Here is a 21,187-nt window from a genome sequence, read left to right on the forward strand (position 1 = left end):
GCCCTCTCACGCATCCCATGTCCCAAGTCACCCTGATCGAAGCGCGCGGCGTCTCGAAGACCTACCAGAGCAAGGACGGCCCGGTCGAGTCGCTCAAGCCGCTCGACTTCGCCATCCGTGAAGGCGAGTTCGTCTCCGTCGTCGGCCCCTCGGGCTGCGGCAAGAGCACGCTGCTCAAGATGGTCGCGGGCCTGCTGCCGATCAGCGGCGGCGAGCTCACGCTGGCCGGCAAGCCGATCAAGGGGCCGCAGAAGGACGTGGGCATCGTGTTCCAGAGCGCCGTGCTGCTGCCCTGGCGCAGCGTGGAAGACAACATCCTGCTGCAGGCCGAGATGCGCCACCTGCCCAAGGCCGCCTCGCAGGCCCGGGCGCGCGAACTGATGCACATGGCCGGCCTCAAGGGCTTCGAGGGCAAGTACCCGTGGCAGCTGTCGGGCGGCATGCAGCAACGCGCGTCGATCTGCCGCGCGCTGCTGCACGACCCGTCGGTGCTGCTGATGGACGAGCCCTTCGGCGCGCTTGATGCGATGACGCGCGAGAAGATGAACCTCGAGCTGCAGCGCATCTGGATGGCCTCGAAGAAGACCGTGATGCTCATCACCCACAGCATCCCCGAGGCGATCTTTCTCTCGGACCGCGTGATCGTGATGAGCGAACGCCCCGGCTCGATCGCCGCGGTGTACGACATCGACCTGCCGCGCCCGCGCACGCTGGACATGATGGCGTCGCCCGAGTTCGGCCAGTACACGAAGCTGGTGCGCGCGCATTTCTTCTCGCAGGGCATCCTGGACCACTGAAGCGGCCATGACCGACGCGCCCCGTTTCCACATCGAAGAGGTCCGCTTCGCCGAGCGCGACGTGGCCCTGCGCCTGCCGTTCCGCTTCGGCGCCGCCACCGTCACCGCCTGCCCGCAGGTCTACGTGCGGGCGCGCATCCGTTTCGAGAACGGCCGCACCGCCGAAGGCTGCGCGGCCGAGATGATGGTGCCCAAGTGGTTCGACAAGAACCCGGCACTCACCAACGAGCAGAACTTCGAGCAGCTGCGCTTTGCGCTGCGCGATGCACGCGACGCGTACGTCGGCGAAGACGATGCGCAGACCGCGTGGACGCACTTCGCCTCGAACTACGCTGCGCTGCAAGCCCGCGCGAAGGCCAAGGGACTGCAGGCGCTGGTGGCTAGCTACGGCCCGGCACTGATCGACCGCGCGGTGATGGACGCGCTGTGCCTGCACACCGGCACGAGCTTCGCAACGGCGATGAGCGCCAACCTCTGCGGCATCGACATCGCCGGCAGTGGCCTCGCCGACGATCTCGCGGGCTTCGACATGCCCGCCTTCCTCGGCCGCCAATCGCCGCGCGCCAGCATCGCCGCACGCCACACCGTCGGCCTGGCCGATGCGATCGACGACAGCGACGCGCTGCCCGACGCGCCCACCGATGGCCTGCCTGCCACGCTCGCCGCGGCGGTGAAGCGCTACGGCCTCACGCACTTCAAGCTCAAGCTCTGCGGCAACACCGCACAGGACATCGACCGTCTCCAGCGCATCGCCCGCGTGATCGACGGCCACGCGCAGCTCGTGACGCTCGATGGCAACGAGCAGTACGCCGATGCCGACGACTTCGCCGTCTTTCTCGACCGCATGCTCTCCACGCCCGTGCTGTGGAAGCTCGCGCAGAAGACGGTCTTCGTCGAACAGCCGATCCGCCGCGATGCCGCCTTGGAGCGCAGCGTGTCGGCACTGGGCAAGCGCATCCCACTGCTCGTCGACGAATCCGACGGCACGCTCGATGCCTTCGTGCAGGCGCGCGCGCTCGGCTACACCGGCGTGTCGAGCAAGAGCTGCAAGGGCTTCTACAAATCGGTGGTCAATGCGGCGCGTTGCGCACACTGGAATGCGGCACAAGACAAGCCGCGCTACTTTCTCTCCGGCGAAGACCTGACCATGCAGGCCGGTATCGGTGTGCAGCAAGACCTCGCGCTCGTCGGCTGGCTCGGCCTGTCGCATGTCGAGCGCAACGGCCACCACTACGTCAACGGCCTCGCGGCCGTGCCCGAGGCCGAGCAGCAGGCGCTGTCGCAGCTGCACCCCGGCCTCTACGAAACCAGCGACGGCGCCACGCGCCTCGCCCTCCGCGACGGACAGTTGTCCCTGTCCTCGCTCGCCACCGCGCCCGGCTTTGCCACCGGCAAACCCGGCGCCGGCATCTCGTGGGACGCCATGCGTTCCGTCTACTGAAGCACCCCTCTCGCATCCCAAGGAAGAAAACGATGGCCACCCAACGTCTCGGAATCATCATGCACGGCGTCACCGGCCGCATGGGCATGAACCAGCACCTGATCCGCTCCATCTGCGCGATCCGCGCGCAAGGCGGCGTCACACTGTCGAACGGCGACAAGGTCATGCCCGACCCGATCCTCATCGGCCGCAACGCCGAGAAGATGGAAGCGCTCGCCAAAACCCACCACATCGCACGCTGGGGCACCGACCTCGACAAGGCGCTCGAGAACAAGGACGACACCATCTTCTTCGACGCCGGCACCACGCAGATGCGCCCCACGCTGCTGGCCAAGGCCATCCGCGCCGGCAAGCACGTGTACTGCGAGAAGCCGATCGCGACCAACCTAAACGAAGCCGTGGAAATCGCGCGCCTGGCCGAAGGCTCGGGCCTCAAGCACGGCGCGGTGCAGGACAAGCTCTTCCTGCCCGGCCTGCGCAAGCTCGACATGCTGCGCCGCGCCGGCTTCTTCGGTCGCATGCTCAGCGTGCGCCTGGAGTTCGGCTACTGGGTGTTCGAGGGCGACCTGCAGCCCATCCAGCGCCCGAGCTGGAACTACCGCAAGGAAGACGGCGGCGGCATGATCCTGGACATGATGTGCCACTGGCGCTACGTGCTGGACAACCTGTTCGGCGAGGTGAAGTCGGTCTCGTGCATCGGCGCGACGCACATCCCCAAGCGCTGGGACGAAGCCGGCCAGCCGTATGAAGCCACCGCCGACGACGCGGCCTACGCCACCTGCGAACTCACCGGCCACAACGGCGAGCCGGTGATCGCACAGATCAACATGAGCTGGGCCACGCGCGTGCGCCGCGATGACCTCGTGACCTTCCACGTCGACGGCACCGACGGCTCTGCCGTGGCCGGTCTGTCGAGCTGCCGCGCCCAGTCGCGCGTCGCCACGCCGCGCCCGGTGTGGAACCCCGACGAGAAGCAGATGATGAATTTCTTCGACCAGTGGCAGGAGATTCCGGATTCGCAGGTCTACGACAACGGCTTCAAGATCCAGTGGGAGCATTTCATTCGCCACGTGGTCGAGAACGAGCCCTACAAGTGGACGCTGCCCGAAGGCGCCAAGGGCGTGCAGTTGGTCGAGGCTGCGCTCGAATCGTGGCAAGACCGCCGCTGGGTCGATGTGCCCGCGCTGAAGGTCTGACGAAGCACACGCCATGGCACTGTCGCTGACCCTCCCCACCGCGAGCGGCGCGCTCGCGCCCTACGCCCTGCGCGGCACCGCGCCGGTGAAGCCCGAAGCGGGCGTCAAGTTCAACCGCATCGCCTACTCCGCCGCGCACGTCGTGGCCGACCCGCTCGCGGCCGTCGACCCGTGGCTGCAAGCGGCGGTCGATTGGGACACCACCATCGCTTATCGCCGCCACCTGTTCTCGCTCGGCCTGGGCGTGGCCGAAGCGATGGACACCGCGCAACGCGGCATGGGCCTGGACTGGCCCACGTCGCTCGAGCTGATCCGCCGCTCGCTCGATGCGGCGAAAGATGTGCCGGGCGCGCTCGTCGCCTCGGGCTGCGGCACCGACCACCTGAACATCGACGACGTGAAGAGCGTCGACGACGTGATCCGCGGCTACGAAGAACAGATGGCCGCCATCGAAGCGCTCGGCGGCAAGTTGATCGTGATGGCGAGCCGCGCACTGGCCCGCGTGGCGAAGAGCCCTGCGGACTACGAACGCGTGTACGACCGCATCCTGAGCCAGGCAAAGCAACCCGTGGTGCTGCACTGGCTGGGCGACATGTTCGACCCTGCCCTCGCGGGCTACTGGGGCACGAAGGACGTCGATGCAGCGATGGACACCGCCGTGGGCATCATCGCGGCGCATCCGGACAAGGTCGACGGCATCAAGATTTCGCTGCTCGACAAGGACAAGGAAATCGCGATGCGCCGCCGCCTGCCGAAGGGCGTGCGCATGTACACCGGCGACGACTTCAACTACGCCGAGCTGATCGCCGGCGACGGCTTCGGCAGCGAGCCGACGCACGGCAAGAGCGATGCGCTGCTGGGCATCTTCGACGCCATCGCGCCTGCCGCGAGTGCTGCGCTCGGTGCACTGGCCCAAGGCAACACCGAGAAGTTCCACGCGATCCTCGGCCCGACGGTTCCGTTGTCGCGTCACATCTTCGCGGCACCCACGCGCTTCTACAAAACGGGCGTGGTGTTCATGGCCTGGCTCAACGGCCACCAGACGCACTTCACGATGGTGGGCGGCCAGCAGAGCACGCGTTCGCTGCAGCACTTCGCGGAGCTGTTCCGCCTCGCAGATGCGGCGAACCTGCTGGAGCAACCCGAGCTTGCGGTGCGGCGCATGAAGACGTTGCTGGCCTTGCACGGCGTGGAAGGTTGACCGAGGCCATGCGCGACTTCTCGAAGAACCACGACTGGCTGTCAATCAACACGGCCACCATCCGCAAGCAGTCGGGCGCCGAGGTGCCGCTCGACCGCCTCATCGACCAGTGCGCCGAACGCGGCATCCGCGCCATCAGCCCGTGGCGCGACCAGGTCGCGGCAGTCGGGCTCGACAAGGTGGCCAAGCAGCTGAAGGCGCATGGCATCGGCCTCTCGGGCTATTGCCGCGGCGGCTTCTTCCCGGCGCCCGATGCGGCAGGACTGAAGGCCGCGCTCGACGACAACCGCCGCGCCATCGACGAAGCCAAGACGCTGGACGCGCCCTGTCTTGTGCTCGTCGTCGGTGCCCTGCCCGGTGCGCTCGAAGGAAAGGTGGCCTACAAGGACATCGGACGCGCGCGCGACGAGGTGCGCGACGGCATCGCCGCATCGCTGGAATACGCCCGTGAGGTCGGCATGCCGCTGGCCATCGAGCCCCTGCATCCCATGCAAGCGGCCGACCGCGCCTGCATCAACACGCTCGAACACGCGCTCGACCTGTGCGACGAACTCGATGCGGGCAAGACCGGCATGCTCGGCGTGGCGCTCGACATCTATCACGTGTGGTGGGACCCGAAGCTGCAGCAACAGATCGCCCGCGCTGGCCGCGAACGGCTGCTGGCGTACCACGTCTGCGACTGGCTCACGCCGACGCGTGACCTGCTCTCCGATCGCGGGATGATGGGCGACGGCGTGGTCGAGTTGAAGAAGATTCGCGGCTGGGTCGAGGACGCGGGCTTTGCCGGGTTCAGCGAGGTCGAGATCTTCTCGAACCTCGACTGGTGGCAGCGCCCCGGCGCCGAGACGCTCGACGTCTGCATCGAACGACACCGCAGCGCGGTCTGATCGATCCGACCGAAGCGAAAGGCAGCCGCTTGTGCTGCAATTCGCCCCATGGCTGACCCGACCCTCGACGACCTGCGCCGCTACGCCGTCGCGCGCACCCTCTTCACGCCCACGACGCTCCCCGCCGCGATCCGCAAGCTCGGCTTCGTGCAGGCCGACCCGATCCGCGCGCCCGCGCGTGCACAAGACCTCACGCTGCGCCACCGTGTGAAGGACTACCGCGCGGGCGATCTCGAAAGCCGCTACGCGCGGCTGGCGATCGAGGAAGATTGCCTCGTCAACTACGGCTTCCTGCCGCGCGAGCACCTGGCGCTGATGCATCCGCGCGAAGCCAAGCAGGCCTGGGACGCCGACACGCGCCGCAAGGCCGCCGACGTGCTGGCCTATGTGCGCGAACACGGGCCGGTGCATCCGCGCCAGGTCGAGCAGCACTTTGCGCATGGCCGCATCCAGAACTACTGGGGCGGCTCCAGCAATGCCACCACGCACCTGCTCGACGGCATGCACTACCGGGGCCTGCTGCGCGTGGTGCGGCGCGACAGCGGCACGCGGGTCTATGAAGCGGTGAACCATCTGCCCGCCGACGACAGCCCCGCCGGGCGCGCGCTGCGTGCGGCGGCATTGATCGTGCTGGTGGTGCGCAAGTACGCGCCGCTGCCGGCCACGAGCCTGACCTACCTCGTGCGCCTGCTCGGCTACGGCGCGCCGCACCTCGCCGCGCAAACGCAGGCGGCGCTGCGGCTGGCGCGCGACGAGCTGCTGGCCAGTTGCCGCTTCGACGGCACCACCTGGTACTGGCCCGCCGACGAGAAGCCCGCCTCGCGCCGCCATGCGCCCGACGACGCAGTGCGCCTGCTCGCACCCTTCGACCCGGTGGTCTGGGACCGCCGCCGCTTCGAGCTGCTGTGGGGCTGGACGTACAAGTTCGAGGCCTACACGCCCGCGCCGAAACGGCAGTTCGGCTACTACGCGCTGCCGATGCTGTGGCACGACCGCGTGATCGGCTGGGCCAACGTGAGTGCGCCGGAAGGCCGATTGCAGCCGGCGTTCGGCTACGCCGATGCGAAGAAGCCGCACGGCGCGGCCTTCCGCACCGGCCTCGACGAAGAACTGCACCGCATGACGCAGTTCCTCTCCGGCCGCTGACGCCGCCTTTTATAATCGCCCGCCTCAGCCAGCCGCCCGCGCCCGCCGCGAGCCCGCCAGCCGTCTTCGAAGGAACGAAGACGCAGCAGCCCGAGCAACGACACCTTTCGTCGTCGCACCCGGCCACTGCCCCCACGACGCCGTAGACACACAACACCAGCCGGTGCGCTTTCCTTTCGGAAGGCGCCACGGCACGCGCTCGTTCGTTTCCGTTTTTCGCTCGCACCCGAGAAGCCATGGCGCGCCCCAATCGCGCGCCGCAGCCACTCCCCCGCCCTAGACACATCCGACCGCAGGACACAGGAGAAGCTGCACATGACATTCAAGAACCGTCGCCCCGGAACGCCGCTCACGCGGCGGGGCTATGCCACGCTCGCGGCCACCGCCGTGGCGCTCGCCGCCAGCGCACACGCCCACGCACAAGAAGCCGCCGCCGCCGACACACGGCAGGCGCTGCCCACCGTGACCGTCTCGGGCGATGCGGGTGAAACCGCCACCGGTCCCGTGACGGGCTTTGTCGCCAAGCGCGGCAGCACCGCCACCAAGACCGACACGCCACTCATCGAAACGCCGCAGGCCATCTCGGTCGTCACACGCGACCAGATCGAGGCCCAAGGCGCACTCACCCTGCGCGAGACCACCAACTACACGGCCGGCGTGGTGTCGAGCTACTTCGACAGCCGCGTGGATTCGTTCAAGGCGCGCGGCGGCGAGGCCACGCAGTACCTCGACGGATTGCAGCGCACCTACGGCACCTACAACGCCAGCCGGCCCGACCCGTACATGCTCGAACGCGTGGAGCTGCTGCGCGGTCCTTCGTCGGTGCTGTACGGCCAGGGCGGCATCGGCGGCGTGCTCAACCTCGTGTCCAAGCGCCCGCAGGCCGAGACGCAGCGCGAGGTGCAGCTGCAGCTGGGCAGCCACTCGCGCAAGCAGATCGCCGCCGATTTCACCGGCTCGCTCGATCCCGAGAGCAAGTGGATGTACCGCCTCGTGGCCGTGAACCGCGACAGCGGCACGCAGGTCGACCACGTGTCGGACGACCGCATCGCGATCGCGCCCTCGCTCACCTGGCGCCCGAACGCCGACACCTCGCTCACGCTGCAGGCGTCGTACCAGAAGGACAAGAGCGGTTCGCTGATCGGCTTCTTCCCGTGGCAAGGCACGCTGCTGCCCTCGCTGTACGGGCGCATCCCAACCTCGACCTTCACCGGCGAGCCCGGCTTCGACCGCTTCGACACGCGCAGCACCTCGCTCGGCTACCTGTTCAGCCACCGCATCAACGACACCTGGACGGTGCGCCAGAACCTGCGCTCAACGGAGAGCAAGGTCTGGTACAACACCTCGTACACCAGCTTCGCGGCCAACCGCCTCACGGGCCGTCCGGCGCGCCCGGTGTTCAACGCCGACCAGCGCACCATCGAGCGCGACCTGAGCAGCGACATCAACGGCGGCAAGATGCTGCTGCTCGACAACCAGGCCGAAGCACACTTCAAGACCGGCGAGGTCGAGCACACGCTGCTGCTGGGCGCCGACTTCCAGCGCAACACCACCTCCAAGCTCTCGGGCCGCGGCCGTGCGGGCGCGCTCGACGTGTACGCGCCGGTGTACGGCAACTACACAGCCCCCACCAGCTACACGCGCGCACCCGAGGTGGTGCAGAAGCAGGCCGGCTTGTATGTGCAGGACCAGGTCAAGTACGGCCGCTGGATCGGCCTGCTGGGCCTGCGCCACGACAAGGCCACCACCGACACCGAAGGCCGCCCCGCCGCGGCGGCCGACGACAAGGCCACCACCAAGCGCGCCGGCCTGGTCTACCTGGCCGACGGCGGCTGGGCGCCGTACCTGAGCTATGCCGAATCGTTCCTGCCGCTGGGCGGCGTCGACACGTCGAACAACCCCTTCAAGCCCCAGCGCGGCAAGCAGTGGGAAGCCGGCGTGAAGTGGGAGCCGGCGGGCCAGCGCACTTCGTTCATGGCGGCCGTGTACGACCTGCGCGACACCAACCGCAAGACCACCGACCCGACCAACCCGCTCAACAGCGTGCAGCTCGGCGAAGTGCACGTGAAGGGCCTGGAGCTCGAGTACAAGGGCAGCATCGCGCGCGACTGGGACTGGACCACTTCATACGCGTACACCGACGCACGCGTGTCGAAGAGCAACGGCTCCGACCTGGGCAAGCGCATCTCGGGCGTGCCCAAGCACACGGCCTCGGCCTGGGTGACCAAGCGCTTCTCGATCGGCGGCCTGCACGGCTTCTCGGCCGGCGGCGGCGTGCGCTACATGGGCAAGTCGTACGACGGCATGGACAACAACCCCGTGCCCGCGGTCACGCTGTTCGACGCGATGTTCGCGTGGGACAACGGCCCGCTGCGCCTGGCGCTCAACGTGGCCAACCTGACCGACAAGGTGCAGATCACCACCTGCCTGGCGCGCGGCGACTGCTTCTACGGCCAGCGCCGTACCCTGACCGCGAGCGCCACGTACCGCTTCTGAAGAAAATCCCCGCGCGGGCGAAGGTCTGGCGCGCGGGTGACAACCCCGCGCTGCACGGGGCTTCTAGAATCGCGCCGTCGTCCGGTTCGCCGGACGGCAAGCGTTCTCAGGGCGGGGTGCAATTCCCCACCGGCGGTGATGGCGACGAAAGTCGCACAAGCCCGCGAGCGCCTTGAACCTGGTCACAGGTTCGAGGGTCAGCAGATTTCGGTGCGATTCCGAAGCCGACGGTCACAGTCCGGATGAAAGAGAGCGCGAAATGCGGGCATGCCCGCGCGCCTTGCTTTGCTTTTTTGAGGCAAACCGGCGCGCGAGCGGGCCTGTGGTTTCGTGCGCCCTGATTCAGGAAACCTGCTTTCTAGAGGCACACCATGAGTCAGATCAACGACCTTCCCCTTTCTGCCGTCACCGCGTCGGGTTCGCCGCGCGGTCAGCGCATCGCATTCGTCGAGGCGCAATGGCATTCCGACATCGTCCACCAGGCACGCGACGCGTTTCTCGAAGAGATGGCGCGGCTCGGCGTGGCGCGCGAGCTCATCGACATCTTCGATGTGCCCGGCGCCTTCGAGATTCCGCTGCACGCCAAGCGCCTCGCCAACTCGGGCAAGTACGCGGCCATCATCGGCTGCGCGCTGGTGGTGGACGGCGGCATCTACCGCCACGAGTTCGTCGCCAACACCGTCGTCAGCACGCTGATGTCGCTGCAGCTGGAAACCGACGTGCCGATCTTCTCGGCCGTGCTCACGCCGCACCATTTCCACGAGCACGTGGAGCACCGCAAGTACTTCCACCGCCACTTCGCGATCAAGGGCACGGAAGTGGCCGAGGCCTGCTTCAAGACGCTCGAGGCGCTGGACAAGGTCGACGCGCTGCTGGCCGCCTGACCGCGGAGTTGGCAAGCGGCGCAAGCCTGCAGTAATCTGCGCGGATGGCCTCTCCATCCGCCTCCAGCGATCGCTACACCCTCTACGGCGCGCCCGGTTCGGGCGCCACGCCCATCCACGCCGCGCTGACGCTGATCGGCGCGCAGGTCGAGACCGTCGACATGTCCCCGTGGGAGGGCGAGTCCGAACGCGAGCGCGTGGCGGGCATCAACCCGATGCGCCAGGTGCCCGCGCTCGTGCTGCCTTCGGGCGAGGTGATGACCGAGAGCGCGGCCATCCTCATCTGGCTCGGCGACCGCTACCCCGAGGCCGGGCTCTGCCCCGCGCCCAGCGATCCGCTGCGCACGCGCTACCTGCGCTGGATGGTCTATTTGCCAGCGTCGATCTATTCGATGTTCTGGGTGCGCGACGACCCGCAGCGCCTCGTGCCCGACCCCGACGCACAGGCCGCGATGCTCGAACGATCGGCCGAGCGCATCGCACACTGCTGGCACCTGATGGACACGCAGATCGACGAACCCGCGCCCTACCTGCTCGGCGACAAACTGAGCATGCTCGACCTGTACGTGACCGTGATGTCGCGCTGGACCCCAGGCCGCCGACGCTTCTACCGCGTGGCGCCACGCATGACCCCGGTGGTGCGCCGCGTGGATGCCGAACCGCGGCTCGCGGCATTCTGGGCGGCGCGCTTTCCCTTCTCGCTGGACCCGAGCGCGCCGGGCGGCTAAGGCAACGCAGTTTTCTATCATCGACCCCATGACCGCACGCACACAGACCACCGCCTACCCGACGACGATTTATCACAAGCCCAACTGCAGCACGTCGCGCAACGTGCTGGGCTTGATCCGTGAAAGCGGCGTGGAACCAGAGATCGTCCTGTACCTGGAAACGCCGCCCTCGAAGAAGAAGCTGCGCGAGCTCACGAAGGCCATGGGCCTGACGGCGCGCGACCTGCTGCGCACGAAGGAAACGCCCTACGAAGAACTGAAGCTGGCAGACGAGAAACTGACCGACGACCAGCTGTTCGACGCGATCGTGGCGCACCCGATCCTCCTGCAACGCCCCATCGTCGTGTCGCCGCGCGGCACGCTGATGTGCCGGCCGTGGGAGCGCGTGCGCGAGATCCTTCCCGCTTAAACCGGCTGATCTTCGGGCTGCTGCGCGAGCCCCCACGCGACATGCTCGCGCACCAGCGCACTCGGATGCCCGGCACGCGTGGCCAGCGCTTCCTTCGCGCCGTCCTCGCCTGATCGCACCGCATTGCCCAGCGCCACCGCGATGTTGCGCAGCCAGCGCTCGTGGCCGATGCGGCGGATCGGGCTGCCTTCGGTGCGGCGCAAAAAGTCTTCCTCGCTCCACGCGAACAGCTCGGCCAGCGTGCGGCCCGTGAGCCCGTCGCGCGCGTCGAAGTCGGGCAGCGTGCTCTTCTTCGCGAACTTGTTCCAGGGGCAGATCAGCTGGCAGTCGTCACAACCGTAGATGCGGTTGGCCATGAGCGGTCGCAGCTCCGTCGGAATGGCACCGGCGTGCTCGATCGTCAGGTACGAGATGCAGCGCCGCGCATCGAGCCGCTGCGGCGCGACGATGGCGCGTGTCGGGCACACGTCGATGCAGGCGCTGCAGCTGCCGCAGTGCGCGCTGACGGGCTCGCTCGGCGGCAGCGCCATGTCGACGTAGATTTCGCCGAGAAAGAACATCGAGCCCGCGTCGCGGTCGAGCACCAGCGTGTGCTTGCCGCGCCAGCCCTGGCCGCTGCGCGAGGCCAGCTCGGCTTCGAGCACCGGCGCCGAATCGGTGAAGGCGCGGTGGCCGAAGGGGCCGACCTCTTCGGCGATCTGCTCGGCCAGTTTGGCGAGGCGGTTGCGCAGCACCTTGTGATAGTCGCGGCCCCGCGCATAGACCGACACGATGGCTTCGCCGGGCCGCGTGAGGCGGTCGAACTCGACGGCCTGCCAGTCGCCCGGCGTGGCGCGCGGCAGGTAATCCATGCGCGCGGTGATCACGCTCACGGTGCCCGGCACCAGCTCGGCGGGCCGCGCGCGGCGGGTGCCGTGTGTTGCCATGTATTGCATCTCGCCATGGAACCCATGGGCCAGCCATTGCATCAGACCGTCCTCGGCGCTCGACAGATCGACGCCCGCGATTCCGATTTGGGAGAATCCGAGTTCCCGGGCCAAGGCCTGAATACGAGCAATGAGTGGATGGCTGACGATCACTTGCCGATTGTAGAAACGCGCACCCTGCGCTGGCAGGGCGAAAACGACACCGACGCACTGGCGCGCGCGCTCGCCGCATCGCCCGCGTTGCGCGACGCGTTCATCGCGCTGCAGGGCGACCTGGGCGCCGGCAAGACCACCTTCGTGCGCCACCTGCTGCGCGCGCTCGGCATCACCGGGCGCATCAAGAGCCCCACCTACGCGGTGGTCGAGCCGCACGAGGCGCCCGACGGGCTGGCCATCTTCCACTTCGACTTCTACCGCTTCGCCGATCCGCGCGAATGGGACGACGCGGGCTTTCGCGACATCTTCGCGGGCCCCGGCCTCAAGCTGGCCGAGTGGCCGGAAAACGCCGCGGGGCGCACCCCACCTGCCGACCTAGCTATTAAAATAGAAGCAATGACCGACGACACCCGCAGCGTGACCCTTCTTGCGAACACCCCTCGCGGCAGCGATCTGCTGGCGTGCCTCGCCGCATGAAGGCGACCGGCCTGAAACGGCGCGTGCTGCTGCAGGGCGGCAGCATCGCGCTGATGCTGGGCGTGCACCAGATCGCGCGCGGCGCCAGCATCCTCGCCGTGCGCGTGTGGCCCGCCGCCGATTACACCCGCGTGACCATCGAGTCCGACGCCCGCCTCAACTCGCAGCAGCTGGTGGTCGGCAGCCCGCCCCGGCTGGCCGTGGACATCGAGGGCATCGACCTCAACACCGAGCTGCGCGACCTGGTCGGCAAGATCAAGCCCGGCGATCCGTTCATCAACGGCCTGCGCATCGGGCAGAACGCACCGAAGGTGGTGCGCATCGTGTTCGACCTGAAGCAGACCGTGCGCCCGCAGGTGTTCTCGCTGGCGCCCGTGGCCGCCTACAAGCACCGGCTGGTGCTCGACCTGTACCCCGAACAGGCCATCGACCCGATGGAAGCGCTGATCGCCGAGCGGCTGCGCGATGCGCCCAAGAACGGCAGCAGCACCGCGCCGAGCAACGGCCCCGCCGTGGCAACCGCCCCGCCCGCCGCGCCCTCGCCGGCCCCCGCGCCCGTTCGCCCTGCCATGCCGCCCGTCGACCCGCTGGGCGACCTCATGGCGCAGCAGGCCATGCGCCCCGGTCCGTCGGCGCCCGCGCCGGCCCTGCCTCCCGGCGGCATGCCACTGCCCATGCCGCCGGCACCGCCGCCCGTCGTGGCCGCGGCGCCACCTCCGGCGCGCCCCGTGACACCGCCCGGCCCGCCGCCGCGCGCGACGGCCAGCCGCACCGACCGCATCATCATCGTGGCGCTCGACCCCGGCCACGGCGGTGAAGACCCGGGCGCCATCGGCCCGAACGGCACGCGCGAGAAAGACATCGTGCTGCAGGTGGCGCACCGCCTGCGCGACCGCATCAACGCGGCCAGCGTCAACGGCAGCCCGATGCGCGCCTTTCTCACGCGCGACGCCGACTTCTTCGTGCCGCTGGGCGTGCGCGTGCAGAAGGCGCGGCGCGTGCAGGCCGACCTGTTCGTGAGCATCCACGCCGACGCCTTCACCACGCCCGCCGCGCGCGGCGCCAGCGTGTTCGCGCTGAGCCAGAGCGGCGCATCGAGCAGCGCCGCGCGCTGGCTCGCCAACAAGGAAAACGACGCCGACAAGGTCGGCGGCGTGAACGTGGGCACCCACGAGGCGCAGGTGCAGCGTGCCCTGCTCGACATGAGCACCACCGCGCAGATCAACGACAGCCTGAAGCTTGGCGGCGCGATGCTCGGCGAGATCAAGGGCATCGGCGCGCGACTGCACAAGGCGCAGGTCGAGCAGGCCGGCTTCGCGGTGCTCAAGGCGCCCGACATCCCGAGCGTGCTGGTCGAGACGGCCTTCATCAGCAACCCCGAGGAAGAAGCGAACCTGCGCCGCGCCGACTACCAGGAGAACCTGGCCGACGCGCTGATGCGCGGCATCCAGCGCTACTTCGCGCAGAACCCGCCGCTCGCGCGCAGCCGCCAGCTCTGACCTAGAAGCCCGCCACGCGGGCGCCCCACGCGGCCGCATAGAGGCCGACGCCGAAGACGCTGTGCGTCACCAGGCTCTGGAACCGTGCCATCGCAGGGCGCGGCGTGCGGCGCGCGGCAAAGCCCGCGCCCATCGCGGGCTGCATCACGCAGAACGGCAGGATCACGGTGCCGATGCCGACGATCAACGCAGGGGCGAGCGTCGGCTGGCGCGCCCAACCCAACCCCCAGCCCGCGAGCAGCACGGCGGCGAACGCGATGCCGAGCAGGTAGTGCGCAGTCCAGCCGATCACGCCCTCGCCCGCCACGCGCGGCGACTTGCCGATGGGGTTGTGAAAGAAGCGCCCGCGCGTCAGGTGCACGAGCCAGCGGCCGACGAGCGCGTAGTCCAGCGAGGGAATGCCGAACAGGCGCTGGCGCAGCACGGCCCAGAGGTCCATCACCACCGTCGCACCAGCGCCGATCCACAGCGTGCGCAGCGCGAACTCGACGGCCTCAGACACGGTCGCGCTCCTGCACCGATGCACGCGCGGCGATCATCCAGCAGGCCGCGACAAAGCGCACTTCGTCACCATGCACATAAGGAGCGAAGGCAGCGTGCAACGCCTCAACGACCTGCGCGCGCGTCTCGGCATCCGCCTCCTGCAGGATCAGCCCGACCGGCCCGAGCCGCGTGAAGTAGTCGACCAGCGCCATCGCGGGGAACGCGCATTCAACCTCGAACGGCTGGATGTCGACCTCGCCCCACCCGCTCGCCTCGAGGATCTCTGCGACCCGCGCGCGGTCGGCGAACGCGAACTGGCCCGGTGCGTTCGGGCGGCGCGGCGGCAGGCCGGGCAGCAGCGGTGCGGCGGCGCGCTCGGCCGTCGTCATGAACGGGTTGTCGGCCCCGCCGCGCCAGGCGATGCAGCGCAAGGCCGCACCGTCCGTCGCGGCGCGTCGCAGATTCGCGAAGGCCCGCACCGGGTCGTCGAAGAACATCACGCCCAGGCGTGAGATCACTGTGTCGAACGCGGCCGGCTCGAAGACGTGGCTCTGCACGTCGGCGCAGACAAAGCGGGCCGACGGCAACACCTCGCGCGCGGCGCGGGCCTTCGCCGCCTCGATCATCGGTGCCGAGATATCGACGCCGAGGCACTGACCGGTCGCGCCCAGTTGCCGCGCCACGGCGAGCGTCGTGCGGCCGGTGCCGCAACCCACGTCGAGCACACGGCGGGCGCCCACAGCGCGCACCGCATCGCTCAGCCGCGCTTCGAGCGGCTGGAACATCGCATCGAGCACGGCCTGCGTGTCGACCCAGGCATTGCCGGCGCGGCCGTTCCACAGGGCGGCCTGTTCGGCATTGGCGGGAGATGTGTCGTCCATGATCGTTTTCCTCAAGGTGCCTTCAAGCGGCGAAGGCTAGACTGTGCCAATTCAAGTCGACTTGAAGTCAAGAGGGGGCAGCACATGGACATTTCGGAAGTCGCGCAACGCGCCGGCGTTCCCGCCTCGACGCTGCGCTTCTATGAAGAAAAAGGGCTGATCGCCTCGACCGGCAGGCACGGCCTGCGCCGCGTGTTCGCGCCCGACGTGCTGGAGCGGCTGGCGCTCATCGCGCTGGGCCGCGCCGCCGGTTTCTCGCTGGAAGAAATCGGCCACATGTTCTCGCCCGAAGGCAAACCGCGCATCGACCGGCAGGTGCTCGCCGACAAGGCGCAGGACCTCGACCGCACGATCCGCCAGCTCACGGCGATGCGCGACGGCCTGCGGCACGCAGCGGTCTGCCCCGCGCCCAGCCACATGGAATGCCCGACCTTCCGCCGCATCCTGCGGGCCGCATCGTCGGGTGCATTGGAAGCCCCGAAGAAAAAGGCGCCGACGCCGCGCAAGCCGCGCGCTGCTTGACCCCACGCGTTTGCTTGCAGGCCTTGCGTCCCGCAACACGCGCCCTGTCCCACGCGGTGCGGCCCACGACCGCGCACAGGCAAGCGCGGCAGGCTCCTACACCGCGAAATGCATACTTTTGACCATGATGGGCCATCACTCTCGAAAGGTGGACCTCATGTTCAACACACGTCTCTGGATCGCCGCAGCGGCAGCCACATCGGTCATGACGCTGGCTGGCTGTGCGAGCGGTCCCAACCAGAACCTCGGCACAGGCATCGGCGCACTCGGCGGCGCGGCGGTGGGCCATGCGATCGGCGGCAACACGGGCAGCACGCTCGGCGGCGCAGCCATCGGCGGCATCATCGGCAACCAGGTGGGCCGCAACGTCGACGAGCGCAACTACTACAACCAGCAACGCTACCCGCGCGGCAGCGGTTACTACCCGGACAACGGACCGCGCTACTGATCATTCATTCACACACTCAACGAAAAACGCGCCCTCGGGCGCGTTTTTTCATGGGGTGAGTTTGCAGCGACTCAGGCCTGCGATGCCGCCGCCCGCGCCTTCTCGGCCTTCGAGGCGCGCCACGCGCCGAAGATCGCCAGCAGGCCGGGCACGAAGATCAGCGCCCAGATGATCTTGTCCAGGTGCAGCCGCACGAACGGCAGGTTGCCGAAGAAGTAGCCCGCGGTGGCGATGCCCAGCACCCAGAGCAGCGCGCCGCCCACGTTGTAGGCCGTGAACTTCGCGCGATCCATCTCGGCCACGCCGGCCACGAAGGGCGCAAAAGTGCGAATGAAAGGCATGAAGCGCGCAAGCACGATGGTGATGCCGCCGTAGCGTTCGTAGAAGCTGTGGGCCTGGTCGAAGGCCTTGCGGTTGAAGAAGCGCGAGTTCTCCCACTGGAACACCTTGGGCCCGAAATAGCGCCCGATCGAGTAGTTGCACTGGTCGCCCAGGATGGCCGCCGCAATGAGGATGCCGCAGGCCAGCGGGAAGCTCATGAGCCCGATGCCGCACAGCGCGCCGACGATGAACAGCAGCGAGTCGCCCGGCAGGAACGGCATGACCACCGCACCGGTCTCGACGAACACGATCAGGAACAGCAGCGCATAGACCCAGGGGCCGTAGGCGACCACGAAGGCCTCGAGGTGTTTGTCGACGTGAAGAATGAAGTCGACGAGAAAGCTGATGATTTCCATGGGCGCGGATTATCCTTGTTGGCATGCTGCCCCCTTTTCGAATCACCCCATGATCCAGATCCGCGAAGCCCTCGATGCCGACTGGCCCGCTATTTGGGCGGTTCTCGAACCGACGTTCCGCCGGGGCGACACCTACACCTACGCGCCCGATGTCACGGAAGAAGACGTCCGCCACTCGTGGATGAAGGTGCCCACGCTGACCTTCGTGGCCTGCAACGACGAAGGCGCCGTGCTGGGCACCTATGTGATCCGCCCTAACCAGCCGGGCCAGGGCGCACATGTGAGCAACTGCGGGTATGTGGTGTCCGAGGCGGCGCGCGGCCTGGGCGTGGCCTCGGCGCTGTGCGAACACTCGCAGCAGCAGGCCCTGCGCATGGGCTTCCTGGCGATGCAGTTCAACTTCGTCGTGTCGACCAACGCGCGCGCGGTGCAGCTGTGGCAGCGCATGGGCTTCGCCATCGTCGGCACGCTGCCAGGCGCGTTCCGGCATCCGCAGCATGGCTTCGTCGACGCCTTCGTCATGTTCAAGCAGTTGCAGCCGCTGCCCGGCGCGGCATGAAGAAGATCGAGCCCCGGCTCCTGCAGGCCTTCGTGGCCGTGGCCCGCGAGGGCTCGGTGTCGCGCGGCGCGCAGCGCCTGTTTCTCACGCAGCCGGCCGTGAGCCTGCAGCTCAAGGAGCTGGGCGCGCTGGTCGAGCTGGAGCTGTTCCAGCGCACGCCCACCGGCCTGCTGCTCACGCGCGACGGCGCGGCGCTGCTCAACCATGCGGAGCATGCGCTCGAAGGCCTGAACGATTTCGCGGTGGCGGCGGAGCGGCTCAAGGGCGGCGTGCGCGGCTCGCTGCGCATCGGCACCATCCTCGACCCCGACTTCACGCGGCTCAGCCCTTTTCTCACCGAACTGGTGGCGCTGGCACCCGAGCTCGAGACCGAGTTGCATCAAGGCACGAGCGGCGACGTGCTGGCCCAACTGCTCAACAAGGAGCTGGACATCGGCTTCTACCTCGGGGACCCTGAAGCGACCGACCTGCCGCAGGCCAGCGCGGCCGCACGCCGTCAGGAAGGCGGCCTGCTGTTCCATTCGCAGGTGCTGGCGCGCTTCAACTACCAGGTGATCGGCCCGAGCGGCTGGGCGCCCCAGGTGCTGGGCCGCGAGTGGCCCGAGCTGGCCTACCTGCCGTGGGTGCTGGCACCGCCGACCTCGTCGCATTCGCGGCTGCTGGCGCCGGTGCTGCAGGCCCACAAGCTCGTGCTCAAGAAGGCCGCGCAGGCCGACCAGGAGATGTCGATGCTGGCGCTGGTGCGCGCTGGCGTGGGCATTTCACTGGCGCGCGATGCGCTGGCGCTGCAGGCCAGCCAGCGCGACGGCCTGGTCATTGCCGACCGCGTGAGCATCGGCTGCGACCTGCGCTTTGTCTGCCTGGCCGGCGCGCTCAAGCGGCCGGAGGTGGACTGCGCGTGGCAGGCCTTGTCGCGCGTCTGGCGACAGGCCTTCTGAAACCGACTAGGCGCGCGCCCGGCCGTCGCGCACGGCCGCCGGTGCCGCCGCCGCCCCGCTCTTCTTCGCCACACGCCAGCCCTTCGGCATGAGCGCCAGCATCAGTGCAGCCAGCAACGCCGCACTGCCCAGCGTGTACAGCCCCGCGGCCGAACCGCCGTGGTTCTGCTCCACGTAGGTCCGCAAGTTGGGCGCCACGAAGCCGCCCAGGTTGCCGATGGAGTTGACCAGCGCGATGCCGGTGGCAATGCCCAGCCCCGACAGCCGCTCCGACAGGAAGGCATAGAAGATCGGCGTGCCCGACAGGTAGGTCGACGCACCGATCGACAGCGCCGCGATCGCGAAGACCGGCGAGCCGTGCGCCGACAGGCACACGCACACACCGAAGATCGTGTACAGCGTGGCCACGGTGACGCGGCGACGGTCATGGTGACGGTCGGACCAGCGCGTGACGAAGTACACGACGAACAGCGCCAGCAGCCACGGAATGCTGGTGACGAAGCCGACCAGGAGGCCGATCTTCTGGCCCAGGATCTGCGCGACCTGGGTCGGGAGATAGAAGATGAGGCCGTAGGCGGCGATCTGCACGATGAAGAAGTTCAGCGCGAAGAACATGACCCGCGGATTGCACAGGGTCTGCCACACGGTCTGCGGGCTGTCGGCTGACTTTTCCGCCGCTTCCTGGTCGAGCACGGCCTGCAGCGCGTTCTGCTGCGCGGTCGTGAGCCAGGGCGCGTTGTGCGGCCGGTCGACGATGACGAAGAAGGCCACGATGCCCACCACCACGGCCATCAGGCCCTCGATGAGGAACATCCACTCCCAGCCCTTGAGGCCGCCGATGCCGTTCATGTCGAGCAGCGCGCCGGAGATCGGCCCGCCGATGACAAGCGCGCCCGCAAAGCCGAACAGCAAAATGCCGTTGGCCTGCGCGCGCACCTTCGCCGGGAACCAGTAGGTCAGCGTGAGCAGCACGCCGGGGTAGAAGCCTGCCTCCGCAATGCCGAGCAGGAAGCGCAGCACGTAGAACGAGGTCTCGCTGGTCGCGAACATCATGGCCGACGCCACGAGCCCCCAGGTGACCATGATCCGGCACAGCCAGATGCGCGGGCCGACGCGCGACAAAATCACGTTGCTCGGCACTTCGAAGATCGCGTAGCTCACGAAGAAGATGCCGGCGCCGAGCGCGAAGGCGCTGTTGCTCAGGCCGGTGTCGATCTGCAGCGCCTGCTTGGCGAAGCCGACGTTCACGCGGTCAAGAATCGACATGATGTACATGACGATCAGCATGGGCAGCAGGCGCCAGCGCGCCTTGTGAATGGCGCCTGTGACCAGCTCGCCGTAGGGACTCGTGGTTGTCATTGTTGTTGTCTCCTGAATAGGTATGTCTGTCTGGAAGCTACCGAGACTAGCCGCGTGCGACCGCGCCGTGGACCGGATTGGTCACCGCGCCGAGCCCGTCGATCTCGACCGAGACCACGTCGCCGCGCTTCAGGAAGCGTGGCGGCTTGAGGCCCAGGCCGACGCCGGCGGGCGTTCCGGTGAGGATCAGGTCGCCGGGTTCGAGCGTGATGGCGCGCGAGAGGTACGCGACGAGGAACGCGACCGAGAAGATCATTTCGCTCGTGTTGGACGACTGCACGGCCTCGCCGTTGACGAGGCAGCGAATGCCCAGCGATTGCACGTCGGCCACTTCGTCGCGCGTGACGACGGTGGGCGCGAGCGGGCAGAAGCCGTCGAGCGACTTGCCGCGCACCCATTGGGCCTCGCCCAGTTGCACGTCGCGCGCGCTCACGTCGTTGGCGGCGACGTAGCCGAACACATGCGAGAGCGCATCCGCTTCGCTCACGCCCTGCGCGCGTTTGCCGATGACAACGCCGAGTTCGGCTTCCCAGTCGACCTTCTCGGTGAAGCCTTCGGGCCAGGTGATCGCGTCGCCATCGGCCGCCAGCGTGTTGGTGAACTTGGCGAAGACGACGGGCTTCTCGGGGATGGCCAGGCCGGTTTCGATGCAATGGTCGCGGTAGTTGGCGCCGATGCAGATGATGTTTCTCGGTGCGAACGGCAGCGTGGGTTTGATGTCGGCGAGGGGGATCGGATTGCCTGCATCGTTCCAGGCTTTCCCTTCGACGATGTCCTGCATGTGGGCCGCATCGACGGGCTGCAATGCGCCGTCCTTGATGTAGCCCACGCGGGGGCCCTGCGGCGTTTGAACGCTCATCCACTTCATGTCTGACTCCTTCTTTTGATTTGAAAAAATTCTTTTGGCCGTGGTCGTTCAGGGCGTGTGCTCAGGCCACCGGGTACTTCCCTCCGCGAATGTCCCCCGGGCTTCGCCCTCCTCCTTGATTTCGCTGCGGGAAGCACCCAGTGCCCTGA

22 protein-coding genes and 1 riboswitch are annotated in these 21,187 nt (G+C 68.1%); of the genes, 16 read left to right on the plus strand and 6 right to left on the minus strand.

Going from position 1 to position 21,187, the window contains the following annotated elements:
• Positions 1-17: 17 nt before the first annotated feature.
• The 10 genes from CLU95_RS04725 (at position 18) to arsC (ending at position 11,185) form a co-directional block, all read left to right on the plus strand.
• A complete protein-coding gene (locus tag CLU95_RS04725; protein ID WP_099790889.1) occupies positions 18-797 on the plus strand; it encodes an ABC transporter ATP-binding protein in 780 nt (259 codons plus the stop codon).
• A gap of 7 nt (positions 798-804) precedes the next feature.
• Positions 805-2,238 (plus strand): enolase C-terminal domain-like protein, encoded by a 1,434-nt coding sequence (locus tag CLU95_RS04730; RefSeq protein ID WP_099790891.1) that lies wholly within the window; start codon positions 805-807, stop codon positions 2,236-2,238.
• A 32-nt stretch (positions 2,239-2,270) separates the two neighbouring features.
• Positions 2,271-3,434 (plus strand): Gfo/Idh/MocA family protein, encoded by a 1,164-nt coding sequence (locus CLU95_RS04735; protein WP_099790893.1) that lies wholly within the window; start codon positions 2,271-2,273, stop codon positions 3,432-3,434.
• Positions 3,435-3,447: 13 nt separating this feature from the next.
• Entirely contained in the window at positions 3,448-4,635 is a 1,188-nt protein-coding gene (locus CLU95_RS04740) for a dihydrodipicolinate synthase family protein (RefSeq protein ID WP_099790895.1), read from the plus strand.
• Positions 4,636-4,643: 8 nt separating this feature from the next.
• The gene (locus tag CLU95_RS04745) at positions 4,644-5,522 is read left to right on the plus strand and encodes a sugar phosphate isomerase/epimerase family protein (protein WP_099797116.1); all 879 of its coding nucleotides are present in this window, start codon (positions 4,644-4,646) and stop codon (positions 5,520-5,522) included.
• A gap of 48 nt (positions 5,523-5,570) precedes the next feature.
• A complete protein-coding gene (locus CLU95_RS04750) occupies positions 5,571-6,668 on the plus strand; it encodes a DNA glycosylase AlkZ-like family protein (protein ID WP_099790897.1) in 1,098 nt (365 codons plus the stop codon).
• Positions 6,669-6,983: 315 nt separating this feature from the next.
• The gene (locus CLU95_RS04755; RefSeq protein WP_099790899.1) at positions 6,984-9,164 is read left to right on the plus strand and encodes a TonB-dependent siderophore receptor; all 2,181 of its coding nucleotides are present in this window, start codon (positions 6,984-6,986) and stop codon (positions 9,162-9,164) included.
• Between the two features lie 98 nt (positions 9,165-9,262).
• A riboswitch (FMN riboswitch) is annotated at positions 9,263-9,422 on the plus strand.
• Between the two features lie 113 nt (positions 9,423-9,535).
• Positions 9,536-10,048 (plus strand): 6,7-dimethyl-8-ribityllumazine synthase, encoded by a 513-nt coding sequence (locus CLU95_RS04760; protein WP_070061276.1) that lies wholly within the window; start codon positions 9,536-9,538, stop codon positions 10,046-10,048.
• 44 nt (positions 10,049-10,092) lie between these two features.
• A complete protein-coding gene (locus tag CLU95_RS04765; RefSeq protein ID WP_099790901.1) occupies positions 10,093-10,776 on the plus strand; it encodes a glutathione S-transferase family protein in 684 nt (227 codons plus the stop codon).
• A 28-nt stretch (positions 10,777-10,804) separates the two neighbouring features.
• Positions 10,805-11,185 carry an arsenate reductase (glutaredoxin) gene (gene arsC, locus CLU95_RS04770; protein ID WP_099790903.1) on the plus strand — a complete coding sequence of 127 codons (381 nt, stop codon included), beginning with the start codon at positions 10,805-10,807 and terminating at the stop codon, positions 11,183-11,185.
• Here arsC and queG read toward each other — a convergent pair.
• Complete coding sequence (gene queG, locus CLU95_RS04775) at positions 11,182-12,264, minus strand: tRNA epoxyqueuosine(34) reductase QueG (RefSeq protein ID WP_180288542.1); 1,083 nt, start codon at positions 12,262-12,264, stop codon at positions 11,182-11,184. The two genes, arsC and queG, sit on opposite strands and share 4 nt — an antisense overlap.
• Between queG and tsaE the strand changes: the two genes are divergently transcribed.
• Together tsaE and CLU95_RS04785 are read left to right on the plus strand one after the other, a co-directional pair.
• Positions 12,250-12,744, plus strand: coding sequence for a tRNA (adenosine(37)-N6)-threonylcarbamoyltransferase complex ATPase subunit type 1 TsaE (gene tsaE / locus CLU95_RS04780; protein WP_099790905.1), 495 nt, complete (start codon positions 12,250-12,252; stop codon positions 12,742-12,744). The genes queG and tsaE overlap by 15 nt on opposite strands.
• Positions 12,741-14,243 (plus strand): N-acetylmuramoyl-L-alanine amidase, encoded by a 1,503-nt coding sequence (locus CLU95_RS04785; protein WP_099790907.1) that lies wholly within the window; start codon positions 12,741-12,743, stop codon positions 14,241-14,243. Before tsaE ends, CLU95_RS04785 begins: the two co-directional genes overlap by 4 nt.
• A 1-nt stretch (position 14,244) precedes the next feature.
• On the opposite strand, the gene CLU95_RS04790 is transcribed toward CLU95_RS04785, so the two are convergent.
• Together CLU95_RS04790 and CLU95_RS04795 are read right to left on the minus strand one after the other, a co-directional pair.
• A complete protein-coding gene (locus CLU95_RS04790) occupies positions 14,245-14,745 on the minus strand; it encodes a DUF2938 domain-containing protein (RefSeq protein WP_099790909.1) in 501 nt (166 codons plus the stop codon).
• On the minus strand, positions 14,738-15,607 hold the full coding sequence (locus CLU95_RS04795) for a class I SAM-dependent methyltransferase (protein WP_099790911.1): 870 nt from the start codon (positions 15,605-15,607) through the stop codon (positions 14,738-14,740). Before CLU95_RS04795 ends, CLU95_RS04790 begins: the two co-directional genes overlap by 8 nt.
• Positions 15,608-15,691: 84 nt before the next feature.
• Here CLU95_RS04795 and CLU95_RS04800 point away from each other — a divergent pair, with 84 nt between their 5' ends.
• Positions 15,692-16,129: a helix-turn-helix domain-containing protein gene (locus CLU95_RS04800; RefSeq protein ID WP_099790913.1), complete on the plus strand. Its 438-nt coding sequence runs from the start codon at positions 15,692-15,694 to the stop codon at positions 16,127-16,129.
• Positions 16,130-16,286: 157 nt separating this feature from the next.
• Positions 16,287-16,577 (plus strand): glycine zipper domain-containing protein, encoded by a 291-nt coding sequence (locus CLU95_RS04805; RefSeq protein WP_257214537.1) that lies wholly within the window; start codon positions 16,287-16,289, stop codon positions 16,575-16,577.
• 71 nt (positions 16,578-16,648) lie between these two features.
• On the opposite strand, the gene CLU95_RS04810 is transcribed toward CLU95_RS04805, so the two are convergent.
• Positions 16,649-17,314 carry a DedA family protein gene (locus CLU95_RS04810; protein ID WP_099790915.1) on the minus strand — a complete coding sequence of 222 codons (666 nt, stop codon included), beginning with the start codon at positions 17,312-17,314 and terminating at the stop codon, positions 16,649-16,651.
• A gap of 49 nt (positions 17,315-17,363) precedes the next feature.
• Between CLU95_RS04810 and CLU95_RS04815 the strand changes: the two genes are divergently transcribed.
• Together CLU95_RS04815 and CLU95_RS04820 are read left to right on the plus strand one after the other, a co-directional pair.
• The gene (locus tag CLU95_RS04815) at positions 17,364-17,873 is read left to right on the plus strand and encodes a GNAT family N-acetyltransferase (protein ID WP_099790917.1); all 510 of its coding nucleotides are present in this window, start codon (positions 17,364-17,366) and stop codon (positions 17,871-17,873) included.
• Positions 17,870-18,811: a LysR family transcriptional regulator gene (locus CLU95_RS04820; RefSeq protein WP_099790919.1), complete on the plus strand. Its 942-nt coding sequence runs from the start codon at positions 17,870-17,872 to the stop codon at positions 18,809-18,811. Before CLU95_RS04815 ends, CLU95_RS04820 begins: the two co-directional genes overlap by 4 nt.
• 6 nt (positions 18,812-18,817) lie before the next feature.
• On the opposite strand, the gene CLU95_RS04825 is transcribed toward CLU95_RS04820, so the two are convergent.
• Together CLU95_RS04825 and CLU95_RS04830 are read right to left on the minus strand one after the other, a co-directional pair.
• Positions 18,818-20,170, minus strand: coding sequence for an MFS transporter (locus CLU95_RS04825; RefSeq protein ID WP_099790921.1), 1,353 nt, complete (start codon positions 20,168-20,170; stop codon positions 18,818-18,820).
• Between the two features lie 46 nt (positions 20,171-20,216).
• Positions 20,217-21,038: a fumarylacetoacetate hydrolase family protein gene (locus CLU95_RS04830; RefSeq protein ID WP_099790923.1), complete on the minus strand. Its 822-nt coding sequence runs from the start codon at positions 21,036-21,038 to the stop codon at positions 20,217-20,219.
• Positions 21,039-21,187 lie beyond the last annotated feature (149 nt).

Origin of the sequence: Variovorax sp. 54 (genome assembly GCF_002754375.1) — a bacterium.
Taxonomy (GTDB): domain Bacteria; phylum Pseudomonadota; class Gammaproteobacteria; order Burkholderiales; family Burkholderiaceae_C; genus Variovorax.